The sequence below is a fragment of the Marinobacterium aestuarii genome (genome assembly GCF_001651805.1).
Classification (GTDB): Bacteria; Pseudomonadota; Gammaproteobacteria; order Pseudomonadales; family Balneatricaceae; genus Marinobacterium_A; species Marinobacterium_A aestuarii.
The window spans coordinates 3,659,499-3,677,943 of the sequence record NZ_CP015839.1 but is presented as its reverse complement, the minus strand read 5'-3'; the positions used below and the strand labels follow the sequence as shown (position 1 = coordinate 3,677,943).

General features: G+C 59.7%; 17 protein-coding genes and 1 pseudogene. 7 read left to right on the top strand and 11 right to left on the bottom strand.

The window, feature by feature from the left end; translation table 11 throughout:
- Positions 1 to 5 precede the first annotated feature (5 nt).
- The gene (locus tag A8C75_RS16120; RefSeq protein ID WP_227819949.1) at positions 6 to 920 is read left to right on the top strand and encodes an amidohydrolase family protein; all 915 of its coding nucleotides are present in this window, start codon (positions 6 to 8) and stop codon (positions 918 to 920) included.
- A 98-nt stretch (positions 921 to 1,018) separates the two neighbouring features.
- Here the strand turns inward: A8C75_RS16120 and A8C75_RS16115 are convergent, their stop codons facing one another.
- The 7 genes from A8C75_RS16115 to A8C75_RS16080 all read right to left on the bottom strand — a co-directional run bounded on the left by A8C75_RS16115 (position 1,019) and on the right by A8C75_RS16080 (position 9,222).
- Positions 1,019 to 2,383, bottom strand: coding sequence for an MmgE/PrpD family protein (locus tag A8C75_RS16115; RefSeq protein ID WP_067387397.1), 1,365 nt, complete (start codon positions 2,381 to 2,383; stop codon positions 1,019 to 1,021).
- An 89-nt stretch (positions 2,384 to 2,472) separates the two neighbouring features.
- A complete protein-coding gene (locus tag A8C75_RS16110) occupies positions 2,473 to 3,309 on the bottom strand; it encodes a nitrilase-related carbon-nitrogen hydrolase (protein ID WP_067384708.1) in 837 nt (278 codons plus the stop codon).
- A 49-nt stretch (positions 3,310 to 3,358) separates the two neighbouring features.
- Positions 3,359 to 4,246 (bottom strand): glycine betaine ABC transporter substrate-binding protein, encoded by an 888-nt coding sequence (locus tag A8C75_RS16105; protein ID WP_067384705.1) that lies wholly within the window; start codon positions 4,244 to 4,246, stop codon positions 3,359 to 3,361.
- Positions 4,247 to 4,291: 45 nt separating this feature from the next.
- Positions 4,292 to 5,023 (bottom strand): ABC transporter permease, encoded by a 732-nt coding sequence (locus tag A8C75_RS16100; protein ID WP_067384704.1) that lies wholly within the window; start codon positions 5,021 to 5,023, stop codon positions 4,292 to 4,294.
- Positions 5,024 to 5,037: 14 nt separating this feature from the next.
- The gene (locus A8C75_RS16095) at positions 5,038 to 6,204 is read right to left on the bottom strand and encodes an ABC transporter ATP-binding protein (protein WP_067384701.1); all 1,167 of its coding nucleotides are present in this window, start codon (positions 6,202 to 6,204) and stop codon (positions 5,038 to 5,040) included.
- A 35-nt stretch (positions 6,205 to 6,239) separates the two neighbouring features.
- Positions 6,240 to 6,893: an ABC transporter permease gene (locus A8C75_RS16090; protein WP_067384698.1), complete on the bottom strand. Its 654-nt coding sequence runs from the start codon at positions 6,891 to 6,893 to the stop codon at positions 6,240 to 6,242.
- Positions 6,894 to 7,626: 733 nt separating this feature from the next.
- Positions 7,627 to 9,222: an isocitrate lyase gene (locus A8C75_RS16080; RefSeq protein ID WP_067384692.1), complete on the bottom strand. Its 1,596-nt coding sequence runs from the start codon at positions 9,220 to 9,222 to the stop codon at positions 7,627 to 7,629.
- 178 nt (positions 9,223 to 9,400) lie between these two features.
- On the opposite strand from A8C75_RS16080, the gene A8C75_RS16075 reads away from it, so the two are divergent.
- Both A8C75_RS16075 and A8C75_RS16070 read left to right on the top strand, forming a co-directional pair.
- Positions 9,401 to 10,342, top strand: coding sequence for a LysR family transcriptional regulator (locus A8C75_RS16075; RefSeq protein ID WP_067384678.1), 942 nt, complete (start codon positions 9,401 to 9,403; stop codon positions 10,340 to 10,342).
- A 63-nt stretch (positions 10,343 to 10,405) separates the two neighbouring features.
- Positions 10,406 to 12,019, top strand: coding sequence for an MFS transporter (locus A8C75_RS16070; RefSeq protein ID WP_227819948.1), 1,614 nt, complete (start codon positions 10,406 to 10,408; stop codon positions 12,017 to 12,019).
- A 456-nt stretch (positions 12,020 to 12,475) separates the two neighbouring features.
- Here A8C75_RS16070 and tpx read toward each other — a convergent pair whose 3' ends face one another.
- Entirely contained in the window at positions 12,476 to 12,967 is a 492-nt protein-coding gene (tpx, locus tag A8C75_RS16065) for a thiol peroxidase (protein ID WP_067384675.1), read from the bottom strand.
- A gap of 139 nt (positions 12,968 to 13,106) precedes the next feature.
- Complete coding sequence (locus A8C75_RS16060; protein WP_227819947.1) at positions 13,107 to 13,748, bottom strand: 2-hydroxychromene-2-carboxylate isomerase; 642 nt, start codon at positions 13,746 to 13,748, stop codon at positions 13,107 to 13,109.
- 34 nt (positions 13,749 to 13,782) lie between these two features.
- Here A8C75_RS16060 and A8C75_RS24290 point away from each other — a divergent pair.
- The 3 genes and pseudogenes from A8C75_RS24290 to A8C75_RS16050 form a co-directional block, all read left to right on the top strand.
- Positions 13,783 to 13,887, top strand: a pseudogene (locus tag A8C75_RS24290) (hypothetical protein); the annotation flags it as partial.
- Positions 13,888 to 14,877: 990 nt separating this feature from the next.
- Positions 14,878 to 15,027 (top strand): hypothetical protein, encoded by a 150-nt coding sequence (locus A8C75_RS23665; RefSeq protein ID WP_157890310.1) that lies wholly within the window; start codon positions 14,878 to 14,880, stop codon positions 15,025 to 15,027.
- Positions 15,024 to 15,716, top strand: coding sequence for a pirin family protein (locus A8C75_RS16050; protein WP_067384665.1), 693 nt, complete (start codon positions 15,024 to 15,026; stop codon positions 15,714 to 15,716). Before A8C75_RS23665 ends, A8C75_RS16050 begins: the two co-directional genes overlap by 4 nt.
- Positions 15,717 to 15,837: 121 nt before the next feature.
- Here A8C75_RS16050 and A8C75_RS16045 read toward each other — a convergent pair whose 3' ends face one another.
- Positions 15,838 to 16,317 carry a CreA family protein gene (locus A8C75_RS16045; protein ID WP_067384663.1) on the bottom strand — a complete coding sequence of 160 codons (480 nt, stop codon included), beginning with the start codon at positions 16,315 to 16,317 and terminating at the stop codon, positions 15,838 to 15,840.
- Positions 16,318 to 16,568: 251 nt separating this feature from the next.
- On the opposite strand from A8C75_RS16045, the gene A8C75_RS16040 reads away from it, so the two are divergent.
- Positions 16,569 to 16,982 (top strand): hypothetical protein, encoded by a 414-nt coding sequence (locus tag A8C75_RS16040; RefSeq protein ID WP_067384656.1) that lies wholly within the window; start codon positions 16,569 to 16,571, stop codon positions 16,980 to 16,982.
- Positions 16,983 to 17,007: 25 nt separating this feature from the next.
- Here the strand turns inward: A8C75_RS16040 and ccoG are convergent, their stop codons facing one another.
- Complete coding sequence (gene ccoG, locus A8C75_RS16035; RefSeq protein WP_067384655.1) at positions 17,008 to 18,366, bottom strand: cytochrome c oxidase accessory protein CcoG; 1,359 nt, start codon at positions 18,364 to 18,366, stop codon at positions 17,008 to 17,010.
- Positions 18,367 to 18,445 lie beyond the last annotated feature (79 nt).

The window sequence follows — 18,445 nt, the reverse complement described above, 5'->3', positions numbered from 1 at the left end:
AAACCATGAGCGAGCCTTTATCTGTAATGTCTGACAAGCCCGGTAATTCGATACCTGTCTGTGATGCCGCTGATCCCTTTCCCCGTGCCCCCGGATTTGAGGTTCCGGCCGGCGCCTGTGATACCCATGCCCATGTGTTTGGCCCCGCCGGTGTGTATCCCTATAGCCCGAACCGCAGCTATACGCCGCCCGATGCACCCGTCGGCGCCTACCTGCATCTGCACCAGCGCCTGGGTATTGAGCGCGGTGTGCTGGTGCAGCCAAGCGTCTATGGCACCGATAATCGATTGCAGCTGGATGCGCTGGCCTACCTGCGTGGCCTGGGTAAAAACTACAAGGGCGTGGCGGTGGTTGATGCCGACATAGCGGAAGCCGAACTGGATCTACTGCAGGCGGGTGGCCACTGTGGCGTGCGCATGAATCTGCTGTTCAAGGGGGGCATCGCCTGGGGGGATGTTGAAGCCCTGGCCGAGCGCCTGGCGCGACGCCGGTGGCATCTGCAGTTCCTGATTGATGTGTCGACCTTCGATGACCTTGAAAGCCGCATCCGCGCCTTGCCGGTTCCGGTCGTGATTGACCATATGGGTCACATGGCCTGTGACCAGGGGCTGGATCATCCGGGTTTTCAGGCGTTGCTGCGCCTGCTGCAAGATGGCCAGGCCTGGGTCAAGCTGTCCGGCGCCTATCGCCTTAGTGCCCAGGAGTACCCGCCCTACAGTGATGTGGTGCCCTTTGCCCGGGCGCTGATTGAAGCGAATGTCGAGCGCTGCGTCTGGGGTTCAGACTGGCCGCACCCGCACTTTTCGCGGCCAATGCCCAACGACGGCGATCTGCTGGATCTGTTGGCGGACTGGGCACCGGACGCAGCTGTGCGCCAGAAAATCCTGGTCGATAACCCGGCGCGGCTGTACGGATTCTGATATCCGGGGAGCTCGAGCGCTTTACGCTTGAACGCCGAACGAAAGAACCCGCCATCAGGCGGGTTCTTTTTATCTGCAGCTTATCAGCAACGGATGGCTTAGCGCGGGCTGCCTGTTGATGGCAGCAGTGGCGAAGACAGCAGTTTGATGAAACCGTTTAAGGCTGCGCGATCCAGTGTTTGCAGGCTCAGCGATTGCTGTTGAATCTGTGTGCGCAGACCCGCCGGCAGCTGCGGGGCGCTGAGGCTGTGGAACTTGTCGATCAGCTCATCCAGTGTCAGCGGGTTTTCCGGGTTGCCCCTGGCGATGGCGGGTTTCGATTCCAATATGCTGCCATCGTCCATCACCAGGCGCGCATGGGCCCAGCGCTCGGCCGGGAAGAGGGCATTGTAATCGGCGTTTTCGTGCATGCGAATCATGCCGGCAAGCGCCCGGCGTCGGGGGTGAAACAGCCCCGCATCGGTCTCGGCGATGGCCTGGGCTGAAATGGTGTCGTCCAGCAGCGCCGAGGCGACGGAGAACGGCAGGCTGTACTGGGCGTGCTCGGTGGTTTCGGGATGTACCTTGTGCAGCCGGGTGGCTTCGTGAAAGCTGTGGATATGAATTTCGCGAATGCGCTGGACGTCAAAGCCGGGGTATCTGCGCAGTTCACGCACGGCCTCTACGGCAGGTTGGGCCCAGCGGCATACCGGGTAGGCCTTGAAGTACTGTTCCAGAATGTACCAGCGCTGCCCCAGGTCCTCCCAGATGTCCGCTACCGCCGCATCACTCAGTGTCAGCGCCGGTGATCCGGTAAAGCCGGCTTCTGCCAGCAGTGCCGCGCTCATGCCGCCCATCGCGCCCCAGCCCGAACCGTCCTTGAGCATGGTGGGATGATCGATACAGCGCATCATCTGGCTGCGCGGCCCGTAAAATTCGGCGGTGCCCAGGGCCTCCTGGGTCTGGCTGGCGTCCAGCCCGCGCAGCCGTGCGACCACCGCAGCGACGCCGATACCATTCCAGGCGCCGGAGGTGTGATAGTCGCAGGCGGTACGGTGCAGGGCGATGCCGGCGCGGGTGGCGATCTCGTAGCCCAGCACCAGGCTGGCGATGAATTCGCGGCCATCGATGGCCTGGCCCTGCTGTTCGCGCTCATGGGCGGCGGCCAGCAGCGCCGGCAAAATGGCCACGCCCACATGCCCTTTGGTCAGCACCTGTCCATCGTGGGCATCGAGGCTGTCGATCAGCATGGCGCCAAACAGGGTTGCACCGCAGGCGCTGGCGCTGCGGTTGCTGAACAGCAAGGGCACATCTCCCGGATACTGACTGCAGACAAAATTTTCGAGGATCTGGCTAAGGCGGGTCGCGTGACCGGCCACGGCAACACCCGCCAGATCGAGCAGGCAGTGCTGCGCCTGGGTAATGACGTCGTCGGGCAGGTCGTCAAACGTCAGGCGGTGAATAAAATCGATAACAGGCTGCATGATGGCTTCCATGGGGTGCAGGATTCTTTGCCGGATAAAGGGGGCCGGCGGGTTCGGGGCAGCAGTGTGGAGTGGAGAGGGCGGTCGGATCAGGTATCCAGCAGCCGTTTGATCAGTGGCGTGTTGGCGTCGCGCATGGCCGGGTGGTCGAAACGGGCCGCGGCGATTGAGGGCAGGTCAAGGGTAGCGCTGATCAGGCATTCGCGATCTTCGGCCTGGGCCAGTACTTCGCCGCGGGGGCCAAGAATGCGGCTGCCGCCCCAGAACCAGGCGTCGCCTTCGGCGCCGTAGCGGTTGGCCATCAGTACCGGCACGCCGTAGAGCATGGCGTAGAAGCGAATGTTGGTTTCCCAGTTCTGCTCGTTGGAAAAGTCCTGGCTGACAATACCGCTGGCGGAGTTCACCGGTGCCAGCAGTAGCTCGGGCCGGCGCAGCATGGCGCAGTGCACCAGCGCCGGGTTCCACAGGTCGGCGCAGATCAGGCCGCTGGCTTGCCACTGGGGTTTGCACTCGACCTGTGCCAAGTCCTCCCCCGGGTGATACCATTTACCTTCTTCGAGACCGCCATAGGTCGGCAGGTTGATCTTGCGATAGACCTTGATGACCTGGCCGCCCCGCAGGTAGGCGATGGCGTTGTAGTACTCGCCAGGGCTCGCCTGTTCGACGAAGCCCAGTACCAGGGTCATTTCCGGCGCTATACGCGCCAGTTCGAGCAGGCGTGCATCGTCCCGCCCCATGGCGGCATCGGGCGTCTGGCGGCCCAGCTGATAGCCGGTTAGCGAGAGTTCCGGAAACAGCAGCAGTTCCTGGTCGTCGTGCTGTGCCTGACGAATAAGGTCGGCGTGCCTGGAGAAGTTTGCGTCTATTGCCAGCAGACCCGGGTTGTATTGCGCCACGGCGACGCGCAGGTGTTCAGAGGTGCTCATGGGTCACTCCGTGGGGTGCCAAGGCTGTGCCTGGCACCCGTGTAATGGGTTACATCAGGCCGGTGCTGCGCAGGAATTCTTCGGCCACCTGTTCGATGCTGGTGCGTTCGACATCTACCCGTGCATTAAGCGCCGAGACGATATCGTTATCTAGCTTGGCAGACAGGGCATTGAGCTGGGCTGTCATCTGCGGATGCTGGCTGAGGGTTTCCTCCCGTACAACCGGTGTGATGGCGTAGTTGGGGAAGAAGCCCTTGTCGTCCTGCAGCAAGATGAAGTCAAATGCCGGAATGCGGCCATCGGTGGCAAATACCAGCGCCAGGTCGACCTGCTCATCCTGCAGTGCGATATAGGTCAGGCCCGAATCCATGCGTTTGACCTGGTCGCGGTCCATCTTGAAGCCATAGGCTTTCTGCATTTGCTTGAAGCCGTCATCACGGGAGTACCACTCGGCGTTGGATGCCAGTACCAGTGGTTGATCTGCATTCACCGCCCGCGCCAGGTCACTGAGGGTCGCAATGCCTTTTTGGGCGGCATCGCTGCGGCGCATGGCCAGGGCATAGGTGTTGTTCGCCCGGGAGGGATTCAGCCAGGTCAGGCCCACCTTGGCATCGAGTTCACGCACGCGCTCATAGACGGCTTCGGGGGTGCTGAGCTTTTCCTTTACCTTGTTGTAGACCAGCAGCGAGGTGCCGGTGTATTCCCAGTACAGGTCGATCTGGGCGTTTTCCTGGGCCTTGCGCAGCACGGCACTGCCCATGCCGCCGCGGCGTTCCACCTCGTAGCCCAGGTGATCAAGGTACTGCGCTGTCATTTCGGTCAGCAGTTGCTGTTCGGTGAAGTTCTTGCCGCCGATAATCACCGGTTCTGCCAGGGCGGCGCTGCCAATGCCCAGTGCCAGTACTGCGGTGCTCAGTTGTTTGATCAGTTTGCGCATGAGTCTTTGCCTCTGTTTTTTTGTTGTTGTCACGTGAAGGTTGGGTCAGGTTCTCTGGGGGTTGACGCCCCTGGGAACCAGCAAAAATGCGATCAGCGCGATCAGGATATCGACAATGATCGCCAGCAGAGCCGTCGGAATGGCACCGGCCAGCATCATGAAGGGTTCGTCCAGATCGATACCGGTGAAAATCAATTCGCCCAGACCGCCACCGCCGATCAGAAACGCCAGGGGCACGGTGCCGACATTGATCGCCAGGGCCGTGCGGATACCGGCAAAAATGACGTAGAGGGCATTGGGGATTTCGACCCGGAACAGCATCTGTAGCGGGGTCATGCCGATACCGGCGCCGGCTTCCCTGAGGTGGGCCGGTATTTCCAGCAGACCGGTATAGGTGTTGCGCACGATGGGCAGCAGGGAGGCGATACAGAGCCCGAATACTGCCGGCGCCGTGCCTATACCCAGAAAGCTCATGGACAGAGCCAGTATGGCCAGGGTCGGAACTGTGGTGCCGATATTCAGGGTCTGCATGGCGCCTTCGGCCCCTTTGGCGAAGCGTGGGCGACTGAGAATCACCCCAAGTGGAACGCCGATCAGGATGGCAGCGATGCCCGACATCAACACCAGTTCAATATGCTGGCCCACCAGGTAGACGACATCTTCCTGGTACTTGAGCAGCCCTTCGAGCACGCCACTTTGTACGCTGATGGCCCCCAGAGTGAACACCGCCAGCAGCGTCAGTACGCGAAATAATCGAGCGTATGCAGGCTTGGTCATAACAGTCTCCAGGGTCAGGCGCTGACGGCGGGCGCAGGGCTGAGCGCAGCATCTGCGCTGCTGCTCTTGCGGTAGGTCGCGCCCAGATGATGAGTGATACCACGCTGCGTGACCTGACCTGCCAAGACACCATTTTCATCGACACAGGGCAGCCAGGTGGCATCGTGGTTGAACATCAGGGAGGCGACCTTGCGCAGGTCATCCTGGGGCTTTACGCAGGCCTTGAGGCCAATATAGTGCTCGCCGCAATAGCCCTGCAGGGTCTGGCAGATGCTTTTGGCGACATAGCCTACGGGCTGCTTGCGATCGTTCACCATCAGGATGGCGTGACTGTAGCCATGCTGCTCCATGCGTTGCAGAGCCGTTTGCAGGGAATCACCCGGTTGTACATGGGGCGGCCTTGGCTCCATCACATGGCTTACCTGGACCAGTCGCAGGCGTTTCAGTGCCCGGTCGTCACCGACGAAGTTTTCCACGAACTCATTCTTGGGGTGAGCCAGAATATCGTCGGGCGTATCGTACTGCACCAGGCGACCGCCGCGGAAAATCGCGATCTTGTTAGCCATCTTCACGGCTTCGTCTATATCGTGGCTGACAAACATGATGGTCTTGCGCAGCGCCTGCTGCATCTTCAGAAACTCGTCCTGAATTACCTCCCGATTGATCGGGTCTATGGCACCGAAAGGCTCGTCCATCAGCATGACCGGTGGATCCGCCGCCAGGGCGCGGGCCACGCCGATGCGCTGCTGCTGGCCGCCGGAGAGTTCACGCGGGTAACGCTTCAGGAAGGTCGACGGATCCAGCGCCACCATGTCCAGTAATTCGATGGCGCGAGCCTTGTAGCGGGCGGCGGGCCAGCCCAGCAGTTTGGGCACTATGGCGATGTTTTCCTCGATGGTCATGTTGGGGAACAGGCCGATCTGCTGAATCACATAACCAATATTGCGGCGTAGATCCACGGTATTGAGCCCAGTGGTGTCTTCGCCATTGATCAGCACACGGCCCGAGGTAGACGGGATGATGCGGTTGATCATTTTGAGGGTGGTGGTCTTGCCGCAACCTGAGGGTCCGAGCAGGACGCAGATTTCCCCCTCGGGGACTTCCATGCTGATCTGGTCGGCGGCGGTGACAGGGCCGTTGGGTGTATCGAAGATTTTGGTGAGATTTTCTATTTTTATCATGGTCGTTTTCCGTAATGCAGCGGCGGGGAGGTCGATCAGGCGGCGGCAAGCCCGGCCGGTGTGAGTCTTTTCTGCAGCCGAAGCAGGCCGTAGTCGGCAATCACGGCCAGGATGCTGACCGCAAGGGCGCCGGCAATCAGCTGGCGCGGGTCGCTCTGGGTAATGCCTCGGCTGATAAGCACGCCCAGACCGCCGGCACCGATATAGGCGGCGATGGCCATCACGCCTATATTCATCACCACCGCGGTGCGCACGCCCGCCATGATGATGGGAATGGCCAGCGGAATTTCCACCAGGCGCAGGCGTTGCAACGGGCTCATGCCGACACCGCGTGCCGCCTCGCGCAACGCCGGGCTGACGTTGTTAATGGCGGTATGGGTGTTGCGGATAATGGGCAGCTGCGAGTAGAGCAGCACCGCAATCACCGCCGGCAGATAACCAATGCCCTGGCCTATGGTGGAGAGCAGCGGGATCATGATGCCGAACAGCGCAATGGACGGGATGGTGATGATGATGGAGGCGATATAGAGCACCACCCGGGCGGCATTTTCGTTCTGGGTGATGGCAATACCGATCGGCACCCCGGTGACAGTGGCAAGCCCGACCGCAACGGCAACCAGGGAGATATGCTCAAGCGTCAGCTTGAGGATGAGGTCGACATTTTGAGACAGGAAATCCAGCAGTTCCACGGCGCTACCTCTGTCGTGACGGTGAGTTGTTGTTATGGCAGACCACACCGTTACCGGTGTCTCTGCAGGTCGATGTCTACAGTACTGCCGCGGGCAGGCAAGATATGAGAGATATCCGACATAAGTAGATACTTATCCGACAATCATGGCGGCAGTGTGGTGGGAGGCTAAAGCAAAGCGGCGTTGTCTGAAAGCCTGACAGGGGTAGGACGGGACAGTGGCGCTGTTATCGCGGATTGAAGCGGCTGAGCGAGATGAACGAGCCAGGCTGGGCCCAGAGCGACTTGAACAGGGGTATCGTTATTGCAGGAGCAAATAACTGCCCATGCGCCCGCGGCATACGACCGCCATGGATGGCGGAAACCTTGAAAGCGCAGGAGCCGTTTTCAGGGGGCAGCCATGGATGGCGGAAGTGCAGAAAATGCAGGAGCATTATTCTGTCGTTCATCCTGAACATCGCCGTTCCTGCGCATCCATGCGCCCACGGCATACCGTTCATCCTGAACATAAACCCTGCTTCTGCACATCCCTGTGCTCGCAGGATAAGTACATCCATGTACAAAAAAGGGGGGCGAACTTGCGTTCGCCCCCGGGTCATGTGCACTGGGTAAGTGCTGATGAAACTTGCTTGCATCAAGCCAGCTTGGAACGTGCAATTAGTTACGCTGCAGTGCGTACAGCTGCAGCCAGAACAAAGCCCCGGTCACATTACTGTGGCCGGGGCTTTTGGGTCTTAGCCGAACTGGTTCATAGTGTTGTCTTTACCACCGGCCTTGAGTGCGGCTTCACCGGCGAAGTATTCCTTGTGGTTGTCACCGATGTCGGAGCCGGCCATGTTCTGGTGCTTGACGCAGGCGATGCCCTGACGCAGTTCCTGACGCTGAACACCCTTGACGTATGCCAGCATGCCTTCGGCACCGAAGTAGCCCTTGGCCAGGTTGTCGGTAGACAGCGCGGCTGTGTGGTAAGTCGGCAGCGTGATCAGGTGGTGGAAGATACCGGCTTCAGCCGCGGCGTCGCGCTGGAAGGTACGGATCTTCTCGTCGGCAACCTGTGCCAGTTCGGTTTCGTCGTAATCAACGCTCATCAGGTTGGCGCGGTCGTAGGCGCTCATGTCCTTGCCGGCTTCAGCCATGATGTCGAAGACCTGCTGGCGGAAGTTCAGCGTCCAGTTGAAGGACGGGCTGTTGTTGTACACCAGCTTGGCGTTAGGCACGACTTCGCGGATGCGGTTAACCATGGCTGCGATCTGGCCAACGTGGGGCTTCTCGGTTTCGATCCACAGCAGGTCGGCGCCGTTCTGCAAGGAGGTGATGCAGTCCAGTACGCAGCGGTCTTCGCCGGTGCCTTTCTTGAACTGGAACAGGTTGCTCGGCAGACGCTTGGGACGCAGCAGCTTGCCGCCGCGGTTCAGTACTACATCGCCGTTTTTCATGTCGGCAGTAGAGACTTCTTCGCAATCCAGGAAAGCGTTGTACTGATCACCCAGGTCGCCCGGCTCATTGGTCACGGCGATCTGCTTGGTCAGGCCAGCACCCAGGGAGTCGGTACGGGCAACGATAACACCGTCGTCGATACCCAGCTCAAGGAAGGCGTAGCGAACGGCGTTGATCTTGGCCAGGAAGTCGGCGTGGGGCACGGTGACCTTGCCATCCTGGTGACCGCACTGCTTCTCGTCGGAGACCTGGTTTTCCAGCTGGATGCAGCAGGCACCGGCTTCGATCATTTTCTTGGCCAGCAGGTAGGTCGCTTCCGGGTTACCGAAACCGGCGTCGATGTCGGCGATGATCGGCACTACATGCGTTTCGTGGTTGTCGATCTTGGCCTGAATTTCGGCTTCCAGGGCGTTGTCGCCAGCGGCGCGGGCATCGTCCAGTGCAACGAACAGCTGATCCAGTTCGCGGGAGTCAGCCTGGCGCAGGAAGGTGTAGAGCTCTTCGATCAGGGCTGCAACCGAGGTTTTCTCGTGCATGGACTGGTCAGGCAGGGGTCCGAACTCGGAGCGCAGTGCAGCAACCATCCAGCCAGACAGGTAAAGGTAGCGCTTGCTGGTGGTGCCGTGGTGTTTCTTGATCGCAATCATTTTCTGCTGGCCGATAAAGCCGTGCCAGCAACCCAGGGACTGAGTGTAAGAGGCGCTGTCGGCGTCGTAGTCAGCCATGTCCTGACGCATGATGGCAGCGGTGTACTTGGCAATGTCCAGACCGGTCTTGAAGCGGTTCTGCGCTTTCATGCGGGCAGCGGATTCAGGGTTGATGGCATTCCATGCAGTGCCCTGAGCAGCACGAAGGTTGGCGATAGCGTCGATGTCTTTGTTGTAGTCTGACATTGTAGATCCCTCGGAGTCCTGACAGCCCGGTTGCAAGGCTGTATGTGTTTGCTTTCGAAATCAATACTATGCGGATTGATTTTATAATTGAAATAAATGGGTTCTATTTGTAACATTCACTCAATGAATGTTAGTCCGAAACACCTATAGTTGCTGACTTTGCGCGGGTTAACTTGCCATGAACCTTGAAAGGCTCGACCTCAATCTTCTCGTTTACTTCGATGTTTTACTGCGCGAGCGCAACGTCACCCGTGCCGCCAGCCTGCTGGGTATCACTCAGCCTGCGATGAGCAACGGCCTGCGACGCCTGCGCGATACCTTCAGCGATCCGCTGCTGGTGCGTACCAGCGAAGGCATGCTGCCCACCGAGCGGGCGCTGACGCTGCAGCCCATGATACGCCAGGCACTGGCCACGATAGAACGGGCAGTTGAGCCCAACGTGCAATTTGATGCCGCCAGCAGCGCTCGGGTGTTTCGCATTATGACCAGCGATTATGGCGAATCGACGTTGATTCCGTTACTGCTTGAGCGTTTAAGCCAGGAAGCGCCCGGCGTGGTGCTGGATATCCTGACCCCCAGCGACATGAGTTTTCTGGATGTGGAGCAGGGTCATGTAGATCTGGTGATTAACCGCTTCGACAGCATGCCCCAGGCGTTTCATCAGGTGACCCTGTGGCGCGACAGTTTTTCCTGCCTTTTCAGTGCCGACAATCCCATCGCTGCCGACTTTAACCTGCAGACCTATCTGGAGGCCAACCATGTCTGGGTCAGCAAAACCGGCATGGGGGCAAGCCTTGGCATTACCCCGCAGGATACCAAGCGCCTGGGCTGGGTCGATGAAGCCCTGAAGCGTATCGGTCATCAGCGCCATATCTCGGTCTTTACGCGCCATTACCAGTCGGCGGTGCATATGGCACAGCAGAAGAACCTGGTGGTGACCATTCCGGCGCGCGCTGCACTCTCCAAACGCAGGGATGCGCGCCTGATCATGCGCCCGCCGCCGTTCGACATTCCGATGTTCGAGTTGAAGATGGCCTGGAGTCCGCTGCTGCAGCACAACAGTGCCCACGAGTGGATACGTCGGCTGGTGGTGGATGTCGCCCAGGGCAGCAGCGCCTGATATTTTGGCTTGTGAGTAAATTGTGTGCCCCACGGGGGAGTCTGTTCAGGGAGGTCTGCAGTGGTGTCTTCTAACAGCAAGGATATAACAGCCGATACGGGCTCGGCCTGGGCGCCCCTGCGCCATCCGGTGTATCGCATGCTCTGGTGCGCCTGGCTCACGGCCAATCTGTGCATGTGGATGAACGATGTGGCCGCCGCCTGGCTGATGCTGTCGTTAAGCGACAAGCCGGTGATGGTGGCACTGGTGCAGGCGGCGGCCACCCTGCCGGTGTTTCTGCTCGGCGCACCCAGCGGAGCCCTGGCTGATATTCTGGATCGGCGGCGTTACTTTATTGCCACCCAGCTCTGGGTGGCCGGTGTCGCGGCGGTACTCTGTGTTGTGGCGCTGCTGGGCATGCTGACGCCCACGCTGTTGCTGTTGTTGACCTTTGCCAACGGTATTGGCCTGGCCATGCGCTGGCCGGTGTTTTCCGCCTTGCTACCGGAACTGGTACCGCGGCAGGAGCTGGGCCGGGCCATGGCACTCAACGGTGTATCGATGAACGGGGCGCGGGTTATAGGGCCCATGATCGCCGGTGCCGTGATTGCCTGGGGCGGCACTGCCTGGGTGTTTCTGATCAATGCCGTGCTGTCGGTGCTGGTGGCTTTGGCGCTGCTGCGCTGGCATCGGGAGCGCAAGGTCAGCGCCTTGCCGGCGGAGCGGTTTTTTGGCGCCATGCGGGTGGGTTTTCAGTATGTACGCCAGTCACCGGAGATGCATGCGGTGCTGCTGCGTGCCTCGACCTTCTTTATGTTCTCCATCGCCTCCATTGCGCTCTTGCCGATAGTGGCCAAGCAACTGCCCGGTGGCGATGCCAGCACCTATACGCTGCTGCTGGCAACCATTGGCGTGGGCGCAATACTGGCGGCTTTTCTGTTGCCGCGCCTGCGACAGCGTATCGGGCGCAGTGACATGGTGAATTACGGCACCCTGGCCAATGCCCTTGCCACTTTGCTGCTGGCCTATGCCCCCACTATCTGGGTCGCCATGGCGGCGCTGCTGCTGGCCGGTGCCTCCTGGCTGGCGACGGCTAACTCCCTGTCGGTGAGCGTGCAGCTGGTATTGCCTGACTGGGTGCGGGCCCGGGGCATGTCGGTGTATCAGATGGCGATGATGGGTGGCACTGCACTGGGGGCGGCGCTCTGGGGGCAGGTGGCTACCCTTGCCGATACCCGCGTCAGCCTGGTGGCGGCGGCGCTTTGTGCCATGCTGGCGCTGGTGGTGTTGGCGCGGGTGCGGATTGAAACTGAGGGGGCCCAGGATCTGACACCGCTGCAGTTCTGGAACGAACCTGAGCTTGCCGTGCCGCTCTTGCCCCGCCAGGGACCTATCATGACGCAGCTGGAATACCAGATTGATGTGGCCCGGGTGGATGAGTTCATGCAGCTGATGCAGGAAAGCCGGCGCATGCGCCTGCGCAATGGAGCCCTGTCCTGGGAGCTGTTCCAGGATGCCGCAGATCTGGGGCACTTTATCGAGTACTTCGTGGATGGCTCCTGGGTGGAGCATCTGCGACAGCACGAACGGGTGACGGCCCACGATCAGGCACTCTGGGAACAAAAGCTGAGCTTTCACCAGGGGGACCAAGCCCCCAAAGTCTCGCACTATGTGGCGCGGCGGGTAAAGCGCGCCTGAATTGAGAGGCTAGCAGCCTGGCTTGGGTTTGCAGACTTTTGCGCAGGAGTAAGGGGCGCAGGAGTTGGATACGCAGGAGTGGGGTGCAGAGGTTGGGCAGCCCAGCAAAGCTGGCTGTCAGCTTTGCTCCTGCCCCAGAATACCGGCCAGCAGCTTTTCGATAACACGCACCACCTCGGCGGATTTTTCTGCATTCAATGCGTCTGGGTGGGGCGATGCGAAGCTTTTTGAATCATTGTCGAAGTACAGGCCGCTAGCTGCTTCGAACTTATCGGACAGGGCCGCGTCGATATCTGCCTGGTTGAAGCGCAGGTTCAGGGCAACATGGTTAACGCCGATCGCCTCCAGTCGCTTCCCTTACGATTAAAAAAAGGCCCTTAGCTTGAAAAACCAAGGGCCTTTTTTCTATCTGTCGCGTCTTTGCCAGAAGACTCACTGGGAGCTCTGGCGCCGGAATCAGAGCGCTTTCAGGGCTGCGTCGTAGTCCGGTTCGTCGGCGATTTCAGCGACCTGTTCTGCGTGCAGAACCTTGCCGTTTTCATCAATCACAACCACGGAGCGGGCCAGAATGCCGCTCAGCGGGCCTGTGGTGATGGTCTGGCCATAGGCTGCGCCAAAATCGGAGCGAAAGCTGGAGCCGGTGGCAACCTTGTCGATACCTTCAGCGCCACAGAAACGTGCAGCGGCGAAGGGCAGGTCGGCGGAGACGCAAAGAACATTGATGCCGTTGTCGGCGGCGCGCTTGTTAAAGGTACGCACAGAGGTGGCGCAGGTCGGGGTATCGACCGACGGGAAAATGTTGAGTACCAGCTTGCTGCCGCGATAGTCAGCCAGCGTGGCTTCGCTGAGGTCGGTTTTCACCAGGGTAAAGTCCGGCGCCTGGCTGCCAACAGCCGGCAGGTTGCCGCTGGTTTCAACCGGATTGCCTTTCAGGGTAATGGTAGCCATGTGATGCGTCCTGTGTTTTGCGTGAGGGTTCTAAAAACCCACTGAGGATACCACCTGCAGCGGGAATTAGAACAGCCGCCACGGCGATTGCTGCAGCGGCTGACTGCGCCTTTGCAGGCTCTGGCGCAGTGGCAGCTTGTCAGACCTGTGCGAGCGCCTCGGCCAGCAGTTCGAGCCGGTCCTGGCCCCAGAACTGTTCACCGTTCAATACATAGGAGGGCGCGCCCAGGATACCCAGGGCAACGGCCTGCTCAGTGTTCTGATCGTAAGTGGCAGCGGTTGCGTCGGCGCCTGCAGCGGCGAGAATGGCATCGGCATCGAAACCGCAGGCCTCCAGGGCTGCGCGAATCACTTGGCTGTCGGCAATGTTCTTGTCGTCCACCCAGCAGGCGGCCATGACGCGGCCTGCGAATTCGGCCGGATTCTGCCTGGCCGCCAGCAGTGCAATCACGCAGCTGTCGGCCAGGGCCGGATCGGAGGGGAAAAATTTGGGTTGCAGATTCAGCGCCAGGCCGCGCTTCTTGGCCCAGCGCTTGAGCTCCACCAGACGATAGGCCTGGCGGGCCTGGGGCCGTTCACCCAGCGGCTTGGCGCCGGAGTTTGCAAACACAGGCCCCAGGCGGGTCGGCAGGAAATTAATCTGCGCGCCGGCGGCTGCAGCGGTTTTGATCAGCAGCTCATGGCCCAGAAAGGTAAAGGGCGATATGCAGGTGAAATAGTAATCAATCTTGGCAGTCATGGGAGTCTCGGTCTGTGCACTGATGGAGTCTATGATGCTCATACTAACAGGCTGTTGAAAATCTACCCGCGTCAAGACCGTTGCTGCCCGCTATGGCTATGGCAGCCAGGCAGCGCTGAGCCATGCCTACCGTCAGCATTTCGGCCAAAGCCCGACGCAATCGAAGCTGGAGGACTATTAACCCGCCAGATTAAGGGTAGTCGCGGTGGTTCGGCCCTGGTTGGGTCTGGTAGGGGAAAGCCGGGCGTGATGCGCCGGATGATTGGGCAGGGGGGAATGACTGTTTTTTCTGTGCTGCGGTGAGTGTCCGGTAGGTGCCCATAGCGACCTCTCGCTCTTGACCTAAAATACTATCAAAACTCGTATGTTTCAGTCGCAATTCGTCTGGGGAAAAGTTACTGGCTGTTCCCCAGCGACTTCCAGAGAGCTGACGTTGCCACCCGGGTCCCGTTAGGGCAGGCAATTGCTCCTGCATCGCCTGCATACAGGGCATCCATACCCATAAACCGACGAGCACTGGGGGTATTTTACGATCAGGCCCGGCAGGGGCGAGGCATGGATGCCGAGCCGCCGATGCGGCACAGGGACGTGCCATTTCTCATCTTGAAAGCCGGTGCCCGGAAAATCGGTCCAGCGCGCAGTGAAAAGGCTTCTGCGGGGGCATTCTTCAAGGTAGAGAGCCTTTGCTTACTTTACTTCGGCCGTTCGAAGAAAAGTGAGTCGCCCAAGAGGGCGAAACCGGGATTATCCGACAACGGTAACACTTCCTGATACTGGCAATCTTAGAATAGCGCCGTGTAACCCCACTGTTGGGTTACGACCCTTCGGGTCTTCATCAACCTACAAATGCGCCGGTGACGGCAGGCGTTACACCCATCCTGCAATACCCGCTTCGTGCGAGAAAGCGCTCCCCCGTGCTCTAGCTGTCTCCAAATCTATTGTTGTCGCAAAAATCAGCATGCCATAGGCGTGCTGGTTTTTGGGCCCGGTAATCAAGTAAGGCAACCTGCAGTCCTGCGGGTTAGTGTGGCGCCCCACCGCACTGTTCAGTTTTACTGATCCTTTGCCTCAAAATGTTCCGGTTTTTTGCGGTCGCGGCTGTGCCTATAGTGGTTTCATCAAACGGGGCAGCAGCTTGCAGCCTTGCGCTTTGGAACCCGAGGAGAGCGTCATGAGGCTGATAAACCGCATTATTAACCCTGGTGCACACTGGTCCGGTTTGGCGTTGCTGGCGGGCACGGTGTCGCTGCTGCTCTCAGGCGGCGGTCGTCTGAGCCTGGATGGAGTCTTTGCGATGTCTGATCGAGAGGAGGCAGCATGATCACTGTACGTTCAAGCGAGGCCCGTGGCCGGGGTAATCACGGCTGGCTCAAGAGCCGTCACAGCTTTTCCTTTGCCGACTATTACGACCCCAAGCATATGGGCTTTTCGGCCCTGCGTGTTATCAACGAGGATCAGGTTGCGCCGGGGGCTGGGTTTGGCACCCACGGCCACAAGGACATGGAAATCATCAGCTATGTGCTGGATGGCGTGATCGCTCACAAGGACAGCGAAGGCAATGTGCAGCAGCTGCCCGCCGGCGAGTTTCAGCTGATGTCGGCTGGCAGCGGCATTCGGCATAGCGAGTACAATGCCTCGCAATCCAATGGACTGCAGTTTCTGCAGATCTGGATTCAGCCGGATAAGATCGGTGGCAAGCCTGGCTATCAGCAGAAGAATTTTGGCCGGCGCAATGGCCTGACGCTGGTGATCAGCCCGAATGGCGAAGCGGGGAGTTTAACGCTGCGCCAGGATGCCAGCCTCTATCAGCTGCTGCTGGATTCCGAGCAGACACTGACCCAGGCGCTCAGGCCTGGCCGGCGACAGTATGTCCACCTGATAAAGGGGGCGTTGACGATCGGCAATACACCGCTCAAAGCGGGCGATGGCGCCAGTATCGAGGGCCTGGCGCAGTTGGCATTGCAGGCCGGCAAGGCACCGGTGGAGGCGTTGCTGTTCGATCTGCCCTGATACGCGCAGCTTATCTTTTACGGCACAACAGATACCGGCCAGGTTTATAAGACCTGGCCGGTTTTTATGTTTAGTGCTGCTGATACAGGAAGAGGCTGGGGCTTGGATACAAAGAGCCAGGCTAGTTTTGCGCCGCGCCCGCAGGCCTGTACGCCTGAGTGCCCCACAGCGGCACGGTGGACAGGCTGTGCTTGAAGCTGCCGGAGGTTTCCTTGGTGGAATAGGACAGGTACATCAGGGTTTGGGAGTCGGCATCGAAGATGCGGCGAATCTTCATGGTCTTGAAGAAAATGCTTTTTGATTTTTTGAACACAATGTCGCCATCGGGGGATTTGTCGATGGCGGCGACCATGGCGGCGGTGATTTCGCCGGTTTGCCTGCAGGAAATCGATGAATCACTCGGATCGGAAAAATCCAGGTTGGCCTCAATGCTGGCCACATGACAGGTGACGCCTGGAATCAACGGGTCGGTCAGGACATTGAGTTTAATATCTTTGGTGGTCAGCAGGCCCAGGGATACATCCCCAACTTCATTATCAGAGCAGCCCGTCATCAGTACAGACAGGGCGGCAAAGCCCAGTATCCAAAATCGTTTTCTCATCTACAGAATTCCTTGTCGGGCGCATTGCCCGCTTTTATAGCGTCGTAAAAGTATCGCTCGCAAAAATATCAATCGCACAAAAAATCGGTCGCCAAAAAGCAGTATTGCAGATGTGCCCTGGTGAATACATGGCGGGACAGGTTCGCGTGGGCGCAGCGAATCCTTTAAGTTAGCTACAGCAGGCCAAAGCCGGTCGGCGCAGTTGCTGATATGGCGGGTTTTATGGGGGCAATCCAAGGGAGGCGAGCAGCATGAACAGGTACAAAACAGCCCGGGCTTTTGTGGCCGGCGTGCTTGGCTTTGCCGGCCTGAGCATAGCGCAGGCCTGTGAGGTCGAGATTCTCGGGGCAGAATTCCAGAGCAGCGGTGCCGACCGCTGGTCGGTCAGCGTAACGCTGCAACACGCGGATAGCGGTTGGGATCATTACGCCGACAACTGGCGTGTTGTGGATGAGGCGGGCGCAGTGCTGGGGGACAGGGTACTGTTCCATCCCCATGTGGATGAACAGCCCTTCACCCGTGCCTTGAGCGGCGTTATGGTGCCCGAAGGCACCCATCGGCTGTTTATCGAGGCCCACGACAAGGTACACGGCTGGTCGGCGAAGCGTCTGGCTGTCGACCTGGCCGAGGCCCGCGACGGGCGCTTGCAGGTCAAGGCCCGATAGCGTCTGGCGCTGGCCCGCCTGGCGGTTAAAGCGCCCGGGTCAGAAAGGTCGTCGGCTGGGTGCTGTGGATCCCCTGGCCCTCGAAGCTGAACTGCAGCTGTGTGCGGGACTGTTCTATATCCCGGCCGCAGACCCGGTACGGCAGCCAGGTTGAGCTGCTCTCGTTCAGGTCGATGCTGGGCGGCCCGAACAGCTTGAAATCTCCCGGGCCCTGCACCGACAGGGCAATCAGCGACTGATCTTTCGCAAAGCCTTCCAGCTTGATGCGATAGCTGTTGCAGATGGTGTGATCGTCCAGCTGGGTGAACAGGGTGCCGCGGTCGCGGCGGATTTCGACCAGCAAGTCGGTGGTGGTGGTAAAACCCCAGGCGACGGCACCGATTGAGCCCAGCAGCACGGCGCCGTAGCAGGCCAGCAGCGGTCGCTTGAGCGGCGAGGGCTGGCCAGCCAACTGGGCTTCGGAGGCAAAGCGGACCAGGCCCCGTGGGCGCTTGAGCTTGTCCATCACCTCATCACAGGCATCGATACAGGCGGCGCAGTCGATACAGGCGGCCTGCAGGCCGTCGCGAATATCGATGCCGGTGGGGCACACCTGCACGCAGAGGCCGCAATCAACACAATCACCACTGTCGGCGCCGGTATTGCGGAGGTTGGCGCGGGGCTCGCCGCGGCCCGCATCATAGCTGACGCTGCGGGTATGGCGGTCGAACATCACGCCCTGGAAACGGGAGTAGGGGCAGGCGTGCAGGCAGATTTTCTCGCGCACCAGGCCTGCATTGGCGTAGGTTAGCGCGGCCATGATCAGCAGCCAGCCCCAGAGGGCCGGCGACATTTCCCAATCCAGCCCAGCCCCCAGTATCTCGCGAATCGGCACGAAATAACCGGTGAAGGTAATGGCGGTGGCCCCGGCCAGCAGCATCCAGAGCAGATGCTTGGTGATACGGCGCAGCAGGCGAGTGGCGCCCAGGGACTGGTCCTCCTGGCGTGCCCGCTTGCTGGCTCGGCCTTCGGTGAACTGTTCGATGCGGATAAAGAGCCAGGTCCAGATACTTTGCGGACAGGCAAAGCCACACCAGACACGCCCCCAGGCGACGGCGAGGAAGAACAGCAGGCTGGCACCGGCGATCATCAGGCCGGCCAGCAGCGGCAAATCATGCCAGGACAGGGCCTTGCCAAACAGGATAATGCGGTGCTGTTCGAAGGAGAACAGCAGCCAGGGCTGGCCGTTGACCTGCACCCAGGCCAGGCCGAAGAAGAGTGCGATCAGTGGCCAGGTACTGAGTCGGCGCCAGTTCTGGAAACGCCCTTCGGTGAGACGCACGTGGAACTTTCCATCCCGGGCAAAGGGTGGTGTGTAGTCTTGTACAACGGGGATCTGTTCCATGGCTGGCGTCCGCAGGTTTCAAATTGGCTGCAGATTAACCTTGTGTTGCGAATAGGATCAGGTATAAAAAAATTAAAGA